At 38.8% G+C, this 17319-nt stretch carries 18 protein-coding genes; 10 read left to right on the forward strand and 8 right to left on the reverse strand.

Going from position 1 to position 17319, the window contains the following annotated elements; all coding sequences use genetic code 11:
- Positions 1-23: 23 nt before the first annotated feature.
- Positions 24-1478: a CCA tRNA nucleotidyltransferase gene (locus ACTJKC_RS06210; protein ID WP_440790722.1), complete on the reverse strand. Its 1455-nt coding sequence runs from the start codon at positions 1476-1478 to the stop codon at positions 24-26.
- A gap of 90 nt (positions 1479-1568) precedes the next feature.
- On the reverse strand, positions 1569-2135 hold the full coding sequence (locus ACTJKC_RS06215; protein WP_440790723.1) for an L-threonylcarbamoyladenylate synthase: 567 nt from the start codon (positions 2133-2135) through the stop codon (positions 1569-1571).
- Between the two features lie 197 nt (positions 2136-2332).
- Here ACTJKC_RS06215 and ACTJKC_RS06220 point away from each other — a divergent pair, with 197 nt between their 5' ends.
- Together ACTJKC_RS06220 and ACTJKC_RS06225 are read left to right on the forward strand one after the other, a co-directional pair.
- On the forward strand, positions 2333-2884 hold the full coding sequence (locus tag ACTJKC_RS06220; RefSeq protein WP_440790724.1) for a DUF4136 domain-containing protein: 552 nt from the start codon (positions 2333-2335) through the stop codon (positions 2882-2884).
- 177 nt (positions 2885-3061) lie between these two features.
- Complete coding sequence (locus ACTJKC_RS06225) at positions 3062-3610, forward strand: DUF4136 domain-containing protein (RefSeq protein WP_344849319.1); 549 nt, start codon at positions 3062-3064, stop codon at positions 3608-3610.
- A 226-nt stretch (positions 3611-3836) separates the two neighbouring features.
- Here ACTJKC_RS06225 and ACTJKC_RS06230 read toward each other — a convergent pair whose 3' ends face one another.
- Positions 3837-4949 (reverse strand): glycosyltransferase family 4 protein, encoded by a 1113-nt coding sequence (locus ACTJKC_RS06230; RefSeq protein ID WP_440790725.1) that lies wholly within the window; start codon positions 4947-4949, stop codon positions 3837-3839.
- Between the two features lie 61 nt (positions 4950-5010).
- On the reverse strand, positions 5011-5829 hold the full coding sequence (locus ACTJKC_RS06235) for a 2,3,4,5-tetrahydropyridine-2,6-dicarboxylate N-succinyltransferase (RefSeq protein WP_344849322.1): 819 nt from the start codon (positions 5827-5829) through the stop codon (positions 5011-5013).
- Positions 5830-6082: 253 nt separating this feature from the next.
- On the opposite strand from ACTJKC_RS06235, the gene ACTJKC_RS06240 reads away from it, so the two are divergent.
- On the forward strand, positions 6083-6481 hold the full coding sequence (locus ACTJKC_RS06240) for an RNA-binding S4 domain-containing protein (RefSeq protein WP_316824998.1): 399 nt from the start codon (positions 6083-6085) through the stop codon (positions 6479-6481).
- Positions 6482-6484: 3 nt separating this feature from the next.
- On the opposite strand, the gene ACTJKC_RS06245 is transcribed toward ACTJKC_RS06240, so the two are convergent.
- Positions 6485-7258, reverse strand: coding sequence for an EcsC family protein (locus ACTJKC_RS06245; RefSeq protein ID WP_440790726.1), 774 nt, complete (start codon positions 7256-7258; stop codon positions 6485-6487).
- 110 nt (positions 7259-7368) lie between these two features.
- On the opposite strand from ACTJKC_RS06245, the gene ACTJKC_RS06250 reads away from it, so the two are divergent.
- Positions 7369-9291 (forward strand): redoxin domain-containing protein, encoded by a 1923-nt coding sequence (locus tag ACTJKC_RS06250; RefSeq protein WP_440790727.1) that lies wholly within the window; start codon positions 7369-7371, stop codon positions 9289-9291.
- Positions 9292-9416: 125 nt separating this feature from the next.
- On the opposite strand, the gene ACTJKC_RS06255 is transcribed toward ACTJKC_RS06250, so the two are convergent.
- From ACTJKC_RS06255 to ACTJKC_RS06265, 3 genes are all read right to left on the reverse strand, one after another.
- A complete protein-coding gene (locus tag ACTJKC_RS06255) occupies positions 9417-9893 on the reverse strand; it encodes a nucleoside deaminase (RefSeq protein WP_440790728.1) in 477 nt (158 codons plus the stop codon).
- A gap of 101 nt (positions 9894-9994) precedes the next feature.
- Positions 9995-10591 (reverse strand): OmpH family outer membrane protein, encoded by a 597-nt coding sequence (locus ACTJKC_RS06260; protein WP_344849330.1) that lies wholly within the window; start codon positions 10589-10591, stop codon positions 9995-9997.
- 365 nt (positions 10592-10956) lie between these two features.
- Positions 10957-11409, reverse strand: coding sequence for a lipocalin family protein (locus ACTJKC_RS06265; protein ID WP_440790729.1), 453 nt, complete (start codon positions 11407-11409; stop codon positions 10957-10959).
- Positions 11410-11769: 360 nt separating this feature from the next.
- On the opposite strand from ACTJKC_RS06265, the gene mdh reads away from it, so the two are divergent.
- The 6 genes from mdh to ACTJKC_RS06295 all read left to right on the forward strand — a co-directional run bounded on the left by mdh (position 11770) and on the right by ACTJKC_RS06295 (position 17054).
- On the forward strand, positions 11770-12708 hold the full coding sequence (gene mdh / locus ACTJKC_RS06270; RefSeq protein ID WP_440790730.1) for a malate dehydrogenase: 939 nt from the start codon (positions 11770-11772) through the stop codon (positions 12706-12708).
- Positions 12709-12899: 191 nt separating this feature from the next.
- Positions 12900-13325 (forward strand): aspartyl protease family protein, encoded by a 426-nt coding sequence (locus ACTJKC_RS06275; protein WP_440790731.1) that lies wholly within the window; start codon positions 12900-12902, stop codon positions 13323-13325.
- A gap of 6 nt (positions 13326-13331) precedes the next feature.
- Positions 13332-13727, forward strand: coding sequence for a group III truncated hemoglobin (locus ACTJKC_RS06280; RefSeq protein ID WP_440790732.1), 396 nt, complete (start codon positions 13332-13334; stop codon positions 13725-13727).
- 64 nt (positions 13728-13791) lie between these two features.
- Positions 13792-14325, forward strand: coding sequence for an SRPBCC family protein (locus ACTJKC_RS06285; protein ID WP_344849340.1), 534 nt, complete (start codon positions 13792-13794; stop codon positions 14323-14325).
- A gap of 698 nt (positions 14326-15023) precedes the next feature.
- The gene (locus tag ACTJKC_RS06290) at positions 15024-15701 is read left to right on the forward strand and encodes a response regulator transcription factor (protein ID WP_344849338.1); all 678 of its coding nucleotides are present in this window, start codon (positions 15024-15026) and stop codon (positions 15699-15701) included.
- On the forward strand, positions 15702-17054 hold the full coding sequence (locus tag ACTJKC_RS06295) for an ATP-binding protein (RefSeq protein WP_440790733.1): 1353 nt from the start codon (positions 15702-15704) through the stop codon (positions 17052-17054). It begins immediately after the preceding gene.
- The last annotated feature ends 265 nt before the right edge of the window (positions 17055-17319 follow it).

Genomic DNA, 17319 nt, shown 5'->3' on the forward strand with positions numbered 1-17319 from the left:
TTTCTGTAGTTTGGGCGATTAAATTATTTATTAACAGGATTTAATCCCATTTGTTTTGCCTGATCGAGCATAAAATTGAATGCTTCCTGATAATCATTTATGATTTCGCCCTCTAGTATAGCTTCGCGGATAGCATTTTTAATAATACCTACTTCTTTGCCCGCTTCAAGTCCGAAAGTCTCCATAATATCGTTACCAGAGATAGGGGGTTGCCAGTTTCTGATTTTATCGCGTTCTTCCACATCTTTCAGCTTTTGTTTTACCAGCTCAAAGTTGTTTCTGTATTTGGTTTTTTTATATTCGTTTTTAGTGGTAACATCGGCGTTGCATAGCAACATCAGGCTTTCAATTTCTTCACCTGCATCAAAAAGTAACCGCCTCACCGCAGAATCGGTAACAATTTCCTGAGCCAGCACAATTGGTCTTAAATGCAGCTGTACCAGTTTTTGCACGTACTTCATTTTTTCATTTAAAGGAAGTTTTAATTGAGCAAAGATCTTCGGCACCATACGTGCACCGCGATCTTCATGCCCGTGAAATGTCCAGCCGTGGCCTTCTTCAAAACGTTTGGTTGCCGGTTTGGCAATATCGTGCAGAATAGCCGCCCAGCGCAACCATAAATCATCAGTATCTGCACAAATGTTGTCCAAAACTTCTAATGTATGGTAGAAATTATCTTTATGGCCTTTTCCTTTAATAATTTCCACACCATAAAGCTGTGCCATTTGAGGGAAAATAAGGTGTAATAAACCCGTATCAAAAAGGTATTTAAAACCCACCGATGGTTTTTTAGATAAGATGATTTTATTCATCTCATCGGTAATGCGCTCTTTCGAAACAATACTAATGCGTTGTTTCTGTGTTTTAATGGCATTAAGCGCAGCCGGATCGATATCGAAATTAAGTTGTGAAGCAAAACGGATGGCCCGCATCATGCGCAAGGGATCATCAGAAAAAGTAATTTCCGGATCGAGCGGCGTGCGTATCAGTTTATTTTCTAAATCTTTAATGCCATCAAAAGGATCTAAAAGCTCACCAAAATGATGGGCATTTAAGTTAATGGCCAGTGCATTAATGGTAAAATCCCTGCGGAGCTGGTCGTCTGCTAAAGTACCATCTTCAACAATGGGTTTACGCGAATCCGATCGGTAAGATTCTTTTCTGGCCCCTACAAATTCAACCTCTAAATCCTGGTATTTGATATTTGCGGTGCCAAAGTTTTTAAATACAGCTACTTTGGTATTTAATTTCCGGCCCACAGCTTCCGCATATTCAATTCCGCTGCCTACTACTACCACATCAATATCTTTTGATGGGCGGTTTAAAAATAAATCGCGAACAAAGCCACCGATTACATAAGCTTCGGTATTGTTCTTATCTGCAATTGTTGATAAGGTTTTAAATATAGGATTTTGTAGGTGAACTCCTAAATCCCCTGAAGGAGACTTGGGGTTCCCTTCGTTTAAATCAGACTGCATATATAAGGGTAATTCATTTGTTCAAAATTAAGCAAAACATTTGGTCGGTAAAGACTATCAACAATTCCAGGCCCCAAAAGAGGTTGGGGTTTATCTGCGGATAAATTCAAACTGCCCGCCCGGAGAAAGTTTCATAATGGTTGATGGTTTTCTGCTGGTCCGGTTTTCTTGCTCAAAATCTACCACATAATCAACTGCATTAATAATTTCGGAATCAATATCATCAAAGAATTTTGGCGAAGGTTGTCCGCTCAAATTGGCAGAGGTTGATACGATGGGTTTCCGGAAACGCTGAATTAAAGGAGTACAAAAATCGTGTTTAACAATTCTGATGCCTACACTGCCATCGGCGTTAATTACATTTTGAGCAAGGTTTTTTGCATCCGAAAAAATAATCGTCAGCGGGTTTTCGGCATATTCGATCAGATCATAAGCCACATCAGGTATTTCGGCCACATAACTTTGCAGTTTGCTATCCACATCTAATAATACAATTAAGCTTTTTTCGGCTGGACGGTTTTTTATTTTAAGCACCTTATCCACGGCTTCAGGATTGGTGGCATCGCAGCCTATTCCCCAAATGGTGTCGGTAGGGTAGAGGATTACCCCGCCCGATTTTAATACTTCAAAAGCTTTGTTAATCTCGTCTCTTAGCATTTTACAAAGTTAATTTATTAAGAGGAAGTTAAATAATGTTAATGTGTATTTCCTGCGGTGTCGGATATTTCTGTCTGACACTCATAAACATTGATAAATGAATTCGTAACATATTCTTTATCATTTATTTATCTCAACACATATGTTTTAAACTAATAATCTGGTATTTTAGTAACAGGTTATTAAATAAATATAAAATGAAACACACAATTAAATGGGGTATGCTGTTTACTATTGTAATGGCATTTACCGGTTGTATTTCCGTGCTTACTGCATCAGATTACGACAGAAAAATCGATTTTTCTAAGTTAAAATCCTTTGCCTATTTCGAAAAGGGAATTGAACGGCTGGAACTAAACAACCTCGACAAACCGCGGATGTTGAATGCTGTAGAAGGTGCCATGCTGAAAAGAGGCTTTAGCAAAACAGATCATCCGGACTTTTTAATCAATGTAGCGGTTTTGAGCAGCATTAAAGCCAGGGCCGATTGGGGTTATAGCGGAGGTGGTTATCAGTGGGATGCAACTTCATCTTCTTACCAATGGAGAGATTCGCAATTTGGTTCGCTCAACACCAGCAAACAATATCAGACAGGTACTATTATCATTGATTTTTTAAATCCTGAAACCAAAGCAATTATGTGGCATGGGGTAGGTTCAGGGTTTAATTTGGATGATTATGAAAACAGGGAAGAGCGAATAAATTTGGCTGTAAAACAGATCTTATCGGAATATCCGCCAATTTATTGATTTCTAGATTTAATCCAATTGTAAAATATTTAGTCTGAGTGATATAACGTCAAAACATAATCAAATAGAAATCGTTCTACAGATAACAATCTGATTGTAAAAAATGTTAAATGATTTGCCGGTTGGTTCCCAAAATCGTTATATTTATGTCAGGTTATTTATACAACAGCGCACAAAATGAGAACAGCACAAAAATTATTAATGCTTTTTACAGTGGTATTGGCATTAGCAGGATGTACAACACTCCGCACCGCATCAGATTACGATAAAAATGTTGATTTAAGCGGATACAAAACTTATAATTTTTACGACAAAGGTATTGCCAGGGTTAAACTGAATAACCTTGACAAACGCAGGCTATTAGCTGCTGTAGAAGCAGAAATGAACGCCAAAGGATTTACCAAATCGGCAAAGCCTGATTTATTGGTGAATTTAGTGGTAGTTGCCAGAGAAAAAACTGACGTTTATGGTCCTGCTTACTATGGTGGCTGGGGTTGGGGCTGGGGCGGCTGGCGAGGTGGCTGGGGCGGCGGAACCTACGTAAACCAATATATTGACGGTACAATCATTATCGATTTCCTGGATCCTGCTAAAAAGATTTTATTCTGGCACGGACAGGGATCAGGTTTTAACCTCGATAACTTTAATAAAAGAGAACAACGTTTATATACAGGCGTAAAAGAAATATTAGCACAATATCCACCAAATGTAACTGCTGCTAAATAAGTTTTAAGGTTAAGATAACAGAAAGGGCTGTTGAATTTTTAAATAAATTCCGGCCCTTTTTCTTTTGCATAATCCCTTCGGATTTAAACCTGACATTCGCGGAAAGCCCGCAATCCGATCCTTTATCGGATGAGGACTTGCAGCATTGGCAGGACTAATGTTTAATAATAGCACTGACCCTGCTTTTCAAACAAAAAAAGATTTCGGAAGTTAAAAGATAAATACCTTAGAGGAGGGCTGTATAACAATCCATCAATTGCTGCGTAACAACTGCGCTGTTAAATTTTTGAACAAATTCAAGTCCTTTTTCTTTCATCTGTTTTTGCAACTGCGGACTTTCCAGAATCTGGTTAATGGCTTTTGCCAATCCATTGGCATCTGTAGGCGAAACGTATAAACTGTTTGGTCCACCGGCTTCTTCCAGGCACGAGCCTGTAGCTGCAACTACCGGAATACTTGAATATAATGCCTCAATAATGGGAATGCCGAAACCTTCATAAAATGAAGGATATACAAAAACAGTCGCCATTTGGTAAATGCCCGGCAGATCGGCAAATGGAATGTTTTTTAGAAATAAGATCCTGTTTTTAAGATCAAGTTTTTCGATTTCTTTCTCTACCGTTTTAAAATAAGCCGTTTGTTTGCCAATTACCACGAGTTTATATTCCTCACTAACTTCTTTTAAAGCCTGAACAGCCAACTTAATGTTTTTACGCTCTTCGATGGTGCCAACATTCAGGATGTATTTTTCAGGTAGTTTATAGGTGGCCCTGATGCGGCTTAGGTTTTCTATAGCGAAAGGCGTTTTAAAACTATCATCACAACTTTGGTAAATTACTTCGATTTTTTCAGGAGCAATGCCGTATAAATCGATAATATCTTCCTTTGTTTTTTCGCTGATGGCAATGATTTTATTGGCACGTTTACAGGCTGATTTGCTTTTCCACTCGTATAACTTGCGGTCGATAAATTTATAGTATTGCGGGAAACGCAGGAAAATTAAATCGTGGATGGTAACGATTGATTTAATTCTGGTATGCTGTATGGCTAAAGGTATTTCGTGACTCAGGCCATGAAAAATCTGGCAGCCATCAGAATTTAAATCTTTCAGGATATTTAAAGTTCTCCATAAAAAAGGTCCGTTTTTGGGGAGCTTAAGTTCGATATTTTCTTTTTCAAAAAAAGCATCGATCTGTTTGGCAGATTTTACTTTTGGAGCATATACCAGGTACTTGTTTTCAGGAAACAGATCTGCCAGATGCTCAATTAACGACCGGCTGTAATTGCCTAATCCGGTTAAGTTATTGGCGGCGCGCTTGCCATCGTATCCAATTTTCATTGTTGTAAAGTTGCAGGTTGGAATGTTGCAACGTTTGAACATTCCAACCTTTCAACAAATTTTATACGGCTACATTATTTTCCCTCAACGCATCGTTAAGCGAAGTTTTCTTATCTGTACTTTCTTTACGTTTTCCGATAATTAAAGCACATGGTACCTGAAATTCGCCGGCAGGGAATTTTTTAGTATAGCTACCAGGAATTACTACCGAACGTGCAGGTACAATACCTTTATATTCAACAGGGGTTGGGCCGGTTACATCGATAATTTTGGTCGATGCCGTTAATACCACATTGGCGCCAAGTACGGCTTCTCTTTCTACTTTAACACCTTCTACCACGATGGCTCTTGAGCCTAAGAAAGCATCATCTTCAATAATTACCGGAGCAGCCTGTACAGGTTCTAAAACACCACCAATACCCACACCACCACTTAAGTGAACGCGTTTACCGATCTGTGCGCATGAGCCTACAGTAGCCCAGGTATCAACCATGGTACCTTCATCAACATAAGCGCCGATGTTTACGTAAGATGGCATCATGATTACACCTTTTGCTAAAAACGAACCGTAACGTGCGCTTGCCATAGGCACAACGCGTACACCAGTTGCTTTATAGTCAGTTTTTAATTCCATTTTATCGTGGTAAACAAAAGGACCGCTTTTAATTTCTTTCATCTCACGAATCGGGAAATATAAAATTACTGCCTTTTTTACCCATTCATTAATGCCCCAGGAGTTTAAAACTGGTTCAGCAACGCGAATTTCGCCTTTATCTAAACCCTGAATTACGGTTTCGATGGCTTCGCAATAGTTGCTATATTGTAAAAGGGTTCTGTCTTCCCAGGCGGCTTCAATTAATTTCTTTAAATCTGAATACATGATGTTTTTAAATTTTACGCAAAATAAATCAATTTTTGTTTATTAAAGGGCTAATTGTTTAAATTGTTTTGCAGTTAGGTTAACTGGTTAAGCGTTTAAATCGATAGAATGGTTAACTGGTTAAGTGTTTAAATTGATTAACTGCTGGAATATGCTCCATACAATTAACCGATTAACCAGTTTAAACAATTAACCAAATGTGTCGATTAACCAGTTTCTACAATTAACCCTAATTGCGTATTTTTGATCCTTTATGACAGAAACAGAAAAACTTAGGATAGATAAATATTTATGGGCGATCAGGTTATTTAAAACCCGAAGCCTGGCTACTGATGCCTGTAAAGCCGGAAGGGTAAAACTGAAAGGCCAGAATATTAAACCTTCAGCCATTGTAAAAGTTGGAGAGGTTTATCAGGTATCGAAAGGGATAGAGAAAAAAATTATCGAGGTGGTAGAACTTTCGTACAACAGAACCGATTCGCCAACTGCATTAACCAAATATAAGGATTTAACACCTGTTGAAGACACCCATGCCTTTAAATCGATGTTCCACGCACCAAGCTTAAAACGCGATAGGGGCACAGGCCGGCCAACCAAAAAAGACCGTCGCGAAACAGACGATTTGATTGGAGGAATGTTTGAAGAAGAGTAGTTGTTAGTCCAAAGTCTTGAGTCTTAAGTCGTCAGTCGACTCATGACTTAGGACTATGGACTGAAGACTAAAATACCTCATTCTATAGCTCATCATCGCAGTTTTACCCAGTTTTTCAATCAGTTTATAATTGGCAACGGCTCCCACAGCTGCACCAATAAAAGGTAGCATTTGTGCAAGTTTCGCTAAGTCGATATAATCGCGGTATTGTTGCTGAAAGGTAAGCCAGTCAAATTCATCAATGTTGGTGGGGAGCTGATGTGCTGTATCATCCCAGTTTTGCATTTTCAAAAACACATTCTGGCTCTCCTCCTTACTCGAAAAGGCCAGTTGAAAAATGTGCAGAATATATAAACGTTCGCGGTAATCTTTCACATCATATCCGTAAACCGCGGCAATATCAAAAAGCATTTTCATTTTTATACCCAATAACAATGGAAAGTCGGCAAGGCTCATTAAAAAGCCGCCAGCACCGGTAATTCCACCTTCTGCAGCACCCGTTTTTTTGTAATTATCTATTTTTTGCTTCACCAATGTTTCGCGGTGCATTAAAGTTAAATCGGTAACGGGTTTCGATGTGGTAAATGTGGATCCAAAAAGAACTGCCTTTACCATTTGTTTAATGGCGGTTGTAATGGCATTATGAACCTTGTCGGGGATATAACTGTTTATTTTCTTCTGAACTTTATCAGTCACTTTATTAAAAAGAGAAGGTTTCTGTAAAGTTTTAAACTTCCAGAAATCCAGTTCACTGTTTATTTTTTCTTCGTAGGTCATGTTCATTACCCTGCAATAATTATTCCTTAAAATTTAACACAAATTAACTATGAAAAAAGAATAATAAACTATATATTTAGTTTACCTAATTAAAACTTAATCCTTTCAGTATGAAAACCTTAAAATTGTTATGCTTAATGGCACTGGCTGGCGGAGCGGCTAATGCACAGGGTGTGAAATTTTCTGCCGATAAACCTGCAGCAGGAAGCACCGTTAAATTTACTTATGAGCCAAAAGGGACCAATCTTGAAAACCTGGCCGATGTTAAATGTACCAGTTATACCTTTTTTTCGAAATCTAATCCCAAAAATTCCAAAATTGAGTTAGTTAAGGAAGGTGACGTTTACAAAGGAGAAATTTCCACTCCGGATAGCGTTACCATAGTCGGACTTGCTTTTTCGGTTGGCGATCAGAAAGATGAGGCACCTGCCGGTTACATTTTAGAATTTACCAAAGCAGGGAAGGTACCGGCAGAAGCTTATTTAAACGAAGCCTTTCTATATGGACTGGCAGGGAATTATTACCTCGGACTTACCCTGGACCCTGATAAAGCTGTTTCCTTATATAACCAGGCATTTGCTTTAAATCCGGAACTGAAAAAGAAAAACCTAAACCAGTATCTTTCGCAGGAGTACAAAGCTAATAAGGACAATGGTACAAAGCTGATTAATGAGAATATTGCCAGTTTATCGAAAATAAAAGAGCCGAAGGAAGAAGATTTAAGCAGTATGACCGGTCTTTATTCGTTGTTAAAGAAAAAAGCACAGGCTGATTCGGTTAAAGCAATAATCCTCAAAAAATATCCTGCGGGAAATTACGCCTGGGGAGAAGAAATGAATGCACTTTACGGTACAAAAGATTTTGCAGCACAAGAGAAAAAAGCGACAGATATGATTGCCAGATTTAAATTCGATGCAGGCAAAAAAGCCGATGCAGAGAAGTTGAATTCAATTTATGGCATTTTAGCAAACGCAAGCATACAGGCAAAAAATACTGAAAAATTTGAGCTTTATTCGGGAAAAGTGACTAATAAACAAACCAAGGCTAACTTATATAATTCTTTTGCCTGGCCATCGGCTGAGAAGAATGAAAATGTAGAGGTAGCTACAAAATTTTCAAAACAATCACTAAGCCTGATAGAAGAAGCTAAAAATGGGGAAGTACCTGTTTATTTTGCTTCAAAAGATGCCTATCTGAAATCTTTGGATCAGTCTTATGGCATGTATGCCGATACTTATGCATTATTGCTTTATCGTGGGGGTAATTTTAAAGATGCCCTTGCTGTACAGGAAAAAGCTTTAACATTATATACTGCTGTACCACCAGATGTATCAACCCGTTACATCACTTATCTGGTTAAAGATGGTCAGAATGACAAAGCTTATACTGAAGCTGAAAAATTAATCAAAGATGGTAAGGCAACAGATTCCTTAAAAGCTGATTTTAAAAGACTTTATATCACTTTAAAGAAAGAAGGAACATACGAAACTTATATTGCCAATTTAGAAAAAACGGCATTAGAAAAAGAAAGAGCAGAGTGGACTAAAAAAATGATCAATATCCCGGCGCCTGCTTTCTCATTAACAAATTTAAAAGGCGAAAAAGTTAGTTTAGCCGGTTTAAAAGGAAAAATAGTGGTGTTAGATTATTGGGCAACCTGGTGCGGACCATGTGTAGCCTCTTTCCCGGGGATGCAAAAAGCACTGGCAAAATATTCAGGTAACTCCAACGTGGTATTTCTTTTTGTAAATACCTGGCAAACTGAAGATAACAGGGAAAAATTGGTTACCGATTTTATTGCTGAAAAGAAATATAATTTTAACGTGCTTTACGATACCAAAAATGCAAAAGATCCCTCAAAATTTGATGTAGTAAGCGCCTATAAAGTAGATGGAATTCCAACTAAGTTCGTTATTGATGGCCATGGAAACATCAGGTTCAAAGCCGTTGGTTTCTCTGGCTCGGATGATGGTGTGGTTAAGGAAATAGACGCCATGATCGGATTACTGGCTGCTAAAGAATCGGGTAAATAGAAAAATTTTTAAAGAAGCTATATCATAAGAGCTGTCACGTTGAGCCTGTCGAAACGCCTTTACACTAATTGCGTTTATCCTTCGACAGGCTCAGGATGACATATCTATATTAGGATGTAGCTTTCTTAATAATCTATCCGCATGGCAGAAGTTTCCCATAATTTAAATGCCGGTAAAGCTTCATCGCGCATCATTTGAATAACCGGAAGCGTTCTTTTTTCCATCGGTTTATCCAGTTCTTCGTAAATAAATTTGTCGCTAAAACCAATATTTTCTGCATCTGCTTTGGTATTTGCATAATAAATGGTGTCTATTCTTGCCCAATAAATGGCACCCAGACACATAGGGCAGGGTTCGCAACTGGTATAAATTACGCAGCCACTTAAATCAAAAGTATTCAATTCGGTACAAGCCAGCCTGATGGCCGAAACCTCTGCATGTGCTGTAGGATCGTTGGTTGAGGTAACTTTATTGGCCGATTTAGCAATTAATTTACCATCTTTTACCACCACTGCTCCAAACGGCCCTCCTATGCTTTCGCTTACATTTTGTACAGACAGATCGATTGCCATCTGCATATATTTTTGATGTTGATTCTCCATTTTATTTTTTAATAATTCCCAAGCCGCTAAAATCTAAAAATAACAGCACAAAAAAAATGCCCCGATTTTTGCGGGGCATCCTCATTTAAATATCTTTTCGCTTATTTTTTGCTGTATTCTGCGTTTAAGCCTTTAATTACTTCAGATGTTACATCTAAACTTTCGTCAGCAAATAAAATAGAACTATTACCTTTTGAGTAAGTTAAAACCATTTTATAACCTTTTTCTTTAGCATAACCTTTTAAATATTGAGCAACTTTATCATACAATTTCTCATTTTCAGTAGCCTGCTCATTTTGTAAAGCACCACCTGCATTTTGCTGATAAGTTTGTAATTCCTGTTGTTTACGCGCTAAACGTTCTTCGGTACTTTTACGTTGATCGGCAGATAAGGTAGAAGCAGATTGTTGGTACTGAGCAACTTCTCTCTGAAAAGCCTGACCTTTAGCCTGCATATCTGCCTGCGCATTTTTGGTCTTTCCTTCAAATTTTACTTTAAGATCTTTAAAGTATTCATATTTCGTAAGTAACGAATCAGAGTTTACATACACAATTTTCTCAGTTGGAGAAACCGCTGCAGTAGTCTCTGTTTTTTTAGTTTCAGTAGTTTTAGTGTCTTTGTTCTGGCATGCAGAGAAAGCAGTTATTAAAGTTGCTGTTGCAAGTAAACCAAAGGTTTTAAAGGTTCTTCTTTCCATTATTGTTTAATAAATTTTAGCAAACTTATATAAATTAGTTTTGATATCCAATTTAAAGAAAGGCCTATTGCGGTGCGGGGTGCTTTGGCGTTGAGCATTTAATTTACTCAATGCTAAGGGCCTAAGGCTACCATTCAATCTATTTGCTGTGTTTTGGAAATGAATGGTCATATTTCATGGGTCTTTTAGTCCTGCTATCCGCTTTATCCCGATAGAAAAAATCGGGATGTCCGCTCCTATCGGGTTTATTGAACAAGGTCAGTGTCTCTCAGAAATGGTTCGTGAAGACACGAACCATCGAGTGCAGAAAAAAACCTTGCAGGTTTAAAAAACCTGCGAAGTTTAAAGAAACAGGTAAGGAAAGGTTAAAAATGCTCCTGACTTACCAGCTCACTCACGTCATAGCCTTTCTGCCTGCACCTTTCTATAATATGCACCAATAAATCGGCTTCCATTTTAGGCTCGCGGGCCATAATAAAGAGGTATTTTTCATCGGGGTGCCCTACCACTACATAACTGTAATCGTCGGCCAGTTCGATAATCCAGTAACCGATTTTAAAAGGCCATAAAAACTGGGCTTTCATGTCTCCGTCCGCTTTTTCTTCCTCAAAAAACAGTTTGGAAGTGATCGATTTTTCTTCCGGTTTCCCTTCTTTATGATAGGTGGTGTACACATCGAAATGATCATCATCGGCCAGGGTATAAGTCTCAGTAGTCTGTTTCCAGTGTTTATCCATTAAGGTCGGGATGGAGTATAAAGAATACCATTTACCCTCAAAGGCTTTATAATTGATATTTGAAATGGGTTTGTTTTCCATGATAATAGGTTTTAATTCAATAACCAACGGATCAGAAATAAAGTTTTATATACCTTGCAAATGTTGAGTTACACTATCAACTGATCAGCATTCAATGATCCCCTTCCACTATCGATTGCGACTCCGTCAGTATCAATTGCGTCCCTTCCACTATCAATTGCGACTCCGTCAGTATCAATTGCGTCACTTCCACTATCAATTGCGACCCCGCCAGTATCGATTGCACTTCCTGCAGCATCAATAGTCAGAAAAGCTATATTCAGAACCAGATAAAGTTTTGAAAAGCATTTTTAAACCTTATATTTATTTCTACCTTCGATGGATATTTAACGAAACGCAAACCATTAAAAAATATAATATATGAAAGTAACGGTTGTTGGCGCAGGCGCAGTTGGTGCCACTTGTGCAGATAATATTGCCCGCAAAGAATTAGCGAACGAGCTTGTTTTATTAGATATTAAAGAAGGTTTTGCCGAAGGTAAAGCAATCGATATGATGCAAACCGCCACGCTTTTAGGTTTTGATACCAAAATTACGGGGGTAACAGGCGATTACAGCAAAACTGCCGGCTCTGATGTGGTGGTAATTACTTCGGGCCTGCCGCGTAAACCGGGAATGACCCGCGAAGAACTGATTGGCATTAACGCAGGCATTGTTAAAGGCGTTGCCGAAAATATTTTAAAATTCTCTCCGGAGGCGATCTTTATCGTAATCAGTAACCCGATGGATACGATGACCTACCTGGCTTTAAAATCGTTGGGTTTACCTAAACACCGCATCATTGGTATGGGCGGTACATTAGACAGTTCACGTTTCAAATTTTATTTATCGCAGGCTTTAAACTGCAACCCGAACGATTTGCAGGGTTTTGTAATTGGCGGTCATGGCGATACGACTATGATTCCGCTAACCCGTTTAGCTACTTACCAAAGTTTACCGGTAAGCAATTTACTGGATAAAGATACACTTGATAAAGTTGCTGCTGATACCATGGTTGGTGGTGCTACCTTAACCGGATTGATCGGCACTTCGGCCTGGTATGCACCTGGCGCAGCCGGGGCAGCATTGGTTGAAGCCATTTTACGCGACGAGAAAAAACTGTTTACCTGCTGCGTTTCGCTCGAGGGCGAATACGGACAAGAAGATATCTGTTTGGGTGTGCCCGTAATTATTGGCCGCAGCGGCTGGGAAAAAATCATCGATTTTAAATTAACCGATGAGGAGCAGGCAGCATTTAACAAAAGCGCCGATGCAGTGAGAAACATGAACAGTGTACTGGCAGAAATGAAACTGGTTTAATACTTATTTACAGCTTATTTTTTGCCACGGAAACACAAAAGCACGGAATAGATTGATACTCCGTGTATTCAGTGCTTCCGTGGCTGTTTTTTTATAATTAAACATTTGGTCGCCCTGAGCATAGTAGAAGGGCTGATAAATACAAACACAACAGAAATGCTCTGCTGCTCAGCATTGACACTATATTAATAATGAGATCAATTTCAATCCCGCTTAAACTAATAAATTTACAGGACGACGGCTTCCACCTTTTGCTGGAAGTTGTTGTTTTTAAAGAAAAGCATCTGGTTGTGCTCGATACCGGTGCATCGCGGAGCGTGTTTGATAAATCTTTAATTGAAAAACACCTGTCTGAAACGCTCCAGGTATCAGACGAGATTAATGCAGCTACCCTTTTTACCACTACAACCACCATCCAGGCTACCATACCTGAAGTAAAAATCGGTTCTTTAAAAATTAGAGCATATGAAACAGTTGCTTTCGATCTCCAATCGGTAAGCGACACCTATCAGCAATTTGGTCATCCGCCTATTATGGGCATTATTGGGGGCGATATTTTAATGCAGTATAAAGCAGTAATCAATTACGACAAAATGCTTTTAAGGCTTTATAAATAACCGGTTATGAAAAAGGACATCAATAACAGGACCGACATTGTCCATTTAGTAGATACCTTCTACAAAAATGTTGCGCTTAACCAAACTATAGGCCCCATATTTACCGATGTTGCCAAAGTAGATTGGGCACACCACTTACCAAAGATGTACGATTTTTGGGAAAGTATCCTGTTTGGCAAGGCCACTTACAAAGGCAACCCGATGCTTGTCCATTTTGCTTTAAATGATAAAGTATCACTGCAAACGGCACAATTTGAAACCTGGAAAACAATCTTCTTCCATACTGTTGATGCGCTTTTTGAAGGCGAAAATGCCGGGTTAATTAAACAAAAAGCCCAGTCTATTGCCGATCTGATGCATTTTAAGATCAATTCTCCCCAACCGAAAATCAAAATCGTCTAAGAAAATTCTGCTTTGATTTACAATGGTTTCTTTATAAATTTAAGTAACCAAACTTAAATCAATTATGAAATTCCTGAAAATCTTATTGGGCATTATTGTCGTACTGGCTATAATCATTATTGCAGGTAGTTTTTTGTTGCCAAAAAGCTACTCTGTTAACCGGACAATTACAATTAATGCTCCGGATAGTGTAATCTATAAAAACATTGCCGATTATAATGAATTTTATAAATGGAACGCGTGGTCTAAAATGGACCCGCAAGCTAAGGTAACCATTACAGGAAATATCGCTCAGCCTGGCCACCTGTACCAATGGAACGGAAAAAAAAGTGGCAACGGACAAATGAAAATCAATAAGGTTGAAATCAATAAAATGGTTGATATGGAATTGAAATTCATCAAACCTATGGAAAGTGTTGCAGATACCCGTTTCGATATTGAAAAAGAAACCAACGGAAATAAAGTAATCTGGACCATGAGTGGTGAAAGTAAAGGAATAATAAATAAATGGTTTTGTTTATTTATGGACAATATGATTGGCAAAGATTTCGAAGACGGATTAAAGTCTTTAAAAGAAAAATCGGAGAAAGGGATTTAGAGTTTTAGCCACAATAATATTGTGTTGTCAGTTTGAGGGAGTCGAAGGATCTCTTTCGTGTTTAATTCAGCATCATGCTAACAAATGAACCAATGGCTAATGAACCTTTGAAGCCCTAACCACACCAATCGTTATTTCGACTGCAGTGAATAAACACATAGTGTTCAGCGAAGCTAAATCTGTTAGATAGATCTCTCCACTCCGCCATGCTCCGGTCGAGATGACGAGACGAGTAAAAACATTCCGTAACTCCACGCTAATCGTCATTACGACTGCAGTGGATAACCACACAGTGTTCAGCGAAGCTAAATCTGTTAGATAGATCTCTCCACTCCGCCATGCTCCGGTCGAGATGACGAGACGAGTAAAAACATTCCGTAACTCCACACTAATCGTCATTTAGACCGAAGCGGATAACCACACAGTGTTCAGCGAAGCTAAATCTGTTTAGATAGATCTCTCCACTCCGCCATGCTCCGGTCGAGATGGCGAGACGAGTATAAACATTCCGCAACTCCACACTAATCGTCATTTCAACCGAAGCGGATAAATCTAAATGAAAAGCCTCTCCTTTTTGGAGAGGCTTTTTATACGTAGCTCCTCAACAACCAAACAATTCTGTCGGCTTTGCGTTAAAAATCAACTATTAATCATTTAAGATTTTGTAATTCGCTATTTTTTAGATTACTTGCCAGCAAATGAATTTATTACTTGTAGAAGATGAACCAAGTGTGGTTTCCGTAATTTCGAGAGGCCTGAGCGATGAGGGCTTTACCGTGAGTATTGCCCCTGATGGTTTAATCGGAAAACAGATGGCTATGGAAAACCAGTTCGATCTGATTATCCTCGACATCATGCTACCTGGAATAAACGGACTGGAACTCTGTAAAATTATCAAAGAATACAAACCCAATACGCCCATCATTATGCTTACGGCACTGGGTACAACCGAAAATGTAGTTAACGGACTGGATAATGGTGCAGATGACTACCTGATCAAACCCTTTAAATTTGCTGAGCTTTTTGCACGGATCAGAATGTTGCTGAGGCGTTATCATGGGGTGGTTTCGCAAGACCAGATTATTACAGTAGCCGATCTGCAAATCAATTTAAGTGCTAAAACCGTAAAACGGAACCAGCAGGAAATAGTCCTCACCGCTACAGAGTATCGCCTGCTCGAATATATGGCCAAAAACCGTTCAAAGATTTTATCTCGGATTGATATCCTTGAAAATGTTTGGGATATCGACTTTAACCTGGGCACCAACGTGGTTGATGTGTATGTGAATTACCTCCGCAAGAAAATAGATAAAAATGCCGATCAGAAACTCATTCACACTGCAGTGGGTTTAGGTTATATATTGAAGGAAAAATAGATGAAGATCGCCAAAAAAATCACTTTACTTTTTGCCATATTATCGGCTGTGATTATTTCATTGTTAAGTGGTTTTGTATGGTATTTTTCTAACGAGTTTGCTTTCGAAGATTTTTATAAACGTTTAGAGGCCAGGGTAAACATTGCCGCACAGATTAAATTGTATGAAGACGGCAACAATAACGCCTATGCAAAATTGCGCAACCAATACCTGGAGCGCTTACCTTCTGAAAAAGAATACATAGTACTTGCCGGCGAAGCCATTAATAAAATTGACAGGGAATTGCCCGCCAGCTTTTACAACCGGATAAAGGCGGGATATATGGCCCGCTACAGGATTGAAAATCATTTCTATGCCGGAAAATTCTTCAAAAGCGCCGACAAAGGATACATTGTAGTGGTTTCTGCCAACGATCCTTTTGGTTTCCGCGAATTAAAAGACCTGCAAAGGATCCTGATTATTGGTTTTTTCCTTTCCGTTATCCTGTCATTTGTTGTAGGCTGGAAATTTTCCAATTACATGTTAATGCCGCTCCGGAATATCATTAAAAGTGTAAAAAGAATCAAAGCGGAGAACCTGCACCTCCGATTGGATGTTAAAAGCGGGAACGATGAAATGTCGCAATTGGCCCAAACCTTTAACAATATGCTTAACCGTTTGGAAACCGCTTTCGAAACGCAGAACAATTTCATCAGCAATGCCTCGCATGAGTTAAGAACTCCCCTAACCATTATCAGCGGTGAAGTGGAACTGGCCTTAAAAACCATCGATGATCAGCAAAAACAGGAAAAGGCCTTATCTAAAATTAAAGATGAAGCCGAAAGACTGGAACATATTTTAACGAGTTTATTAGGCCTGGCACAATCGGGCTTTAACGGTAAAAACCAACCCTGGGAAGAAGTACGCATGGACGAATTGCTCTGGGAGATTAAAGAATCTGTAAACCAGGTTCACCCCAACAGCAAAATTGAGATCGATTTTAGCAAACTTCCTGATGATGAAGAATTACTTTCACTTAGGGTAAATAAAAATCTGATTAAACTGGCCATCAGCAATATTGTAAGCAATGCCTGCAAGTATTCGAATGAAAATCTGGTGAGCATCAGCATAGAAAGTAACGCTAATATGCTTTCTATCGCCGTTACCGACCGTGGCATCGGAATCCCGCAAACCGACATTCAGCATATCTTCGAGCCTTTTTACCGGGCATCGAACACCAACGATTTTAAAGGCTATGGCGTAGGTTTACCCCTGTCTTTAAACATCATACGCCTGCATAGAGGAAGTATTGCCATTAAATCGCAGGAAGGAGTTGGTACGGAGATTAAAGTTTTATTGCCTACGAAAGGTTGATTGGTTTATTAGTCACTGGTCATTAGTCATTGGTTTATTAGTCATTGGTAAATGCAAACTGCCAGTTGTAAACTGTAATGGTATTGGTGATTAGTTTATTGCTAATTGATCATTCATACATGGGGTTAATCGGTTAAATGTTTAAACTGGTTAATTGTAGATCAATCCCAACAATATAACAATTCATCAATCAAGCAATCGAAACTATGCTTTCGACTTCCGCACAAATGAACTAATGACTAATTAATTAATGAACTACCCAACT

It is taken from the genome of Pedobacter sp. 22226, from assembly GCF_052045455.1.
GTDB classification, from domain to species: Bacteria; Bacteroidota; Bacteroidia; order Sphingobacteriales; family Sphingobacteriaceae; genus Pedobacter; species Pedobacter jeongneungensis.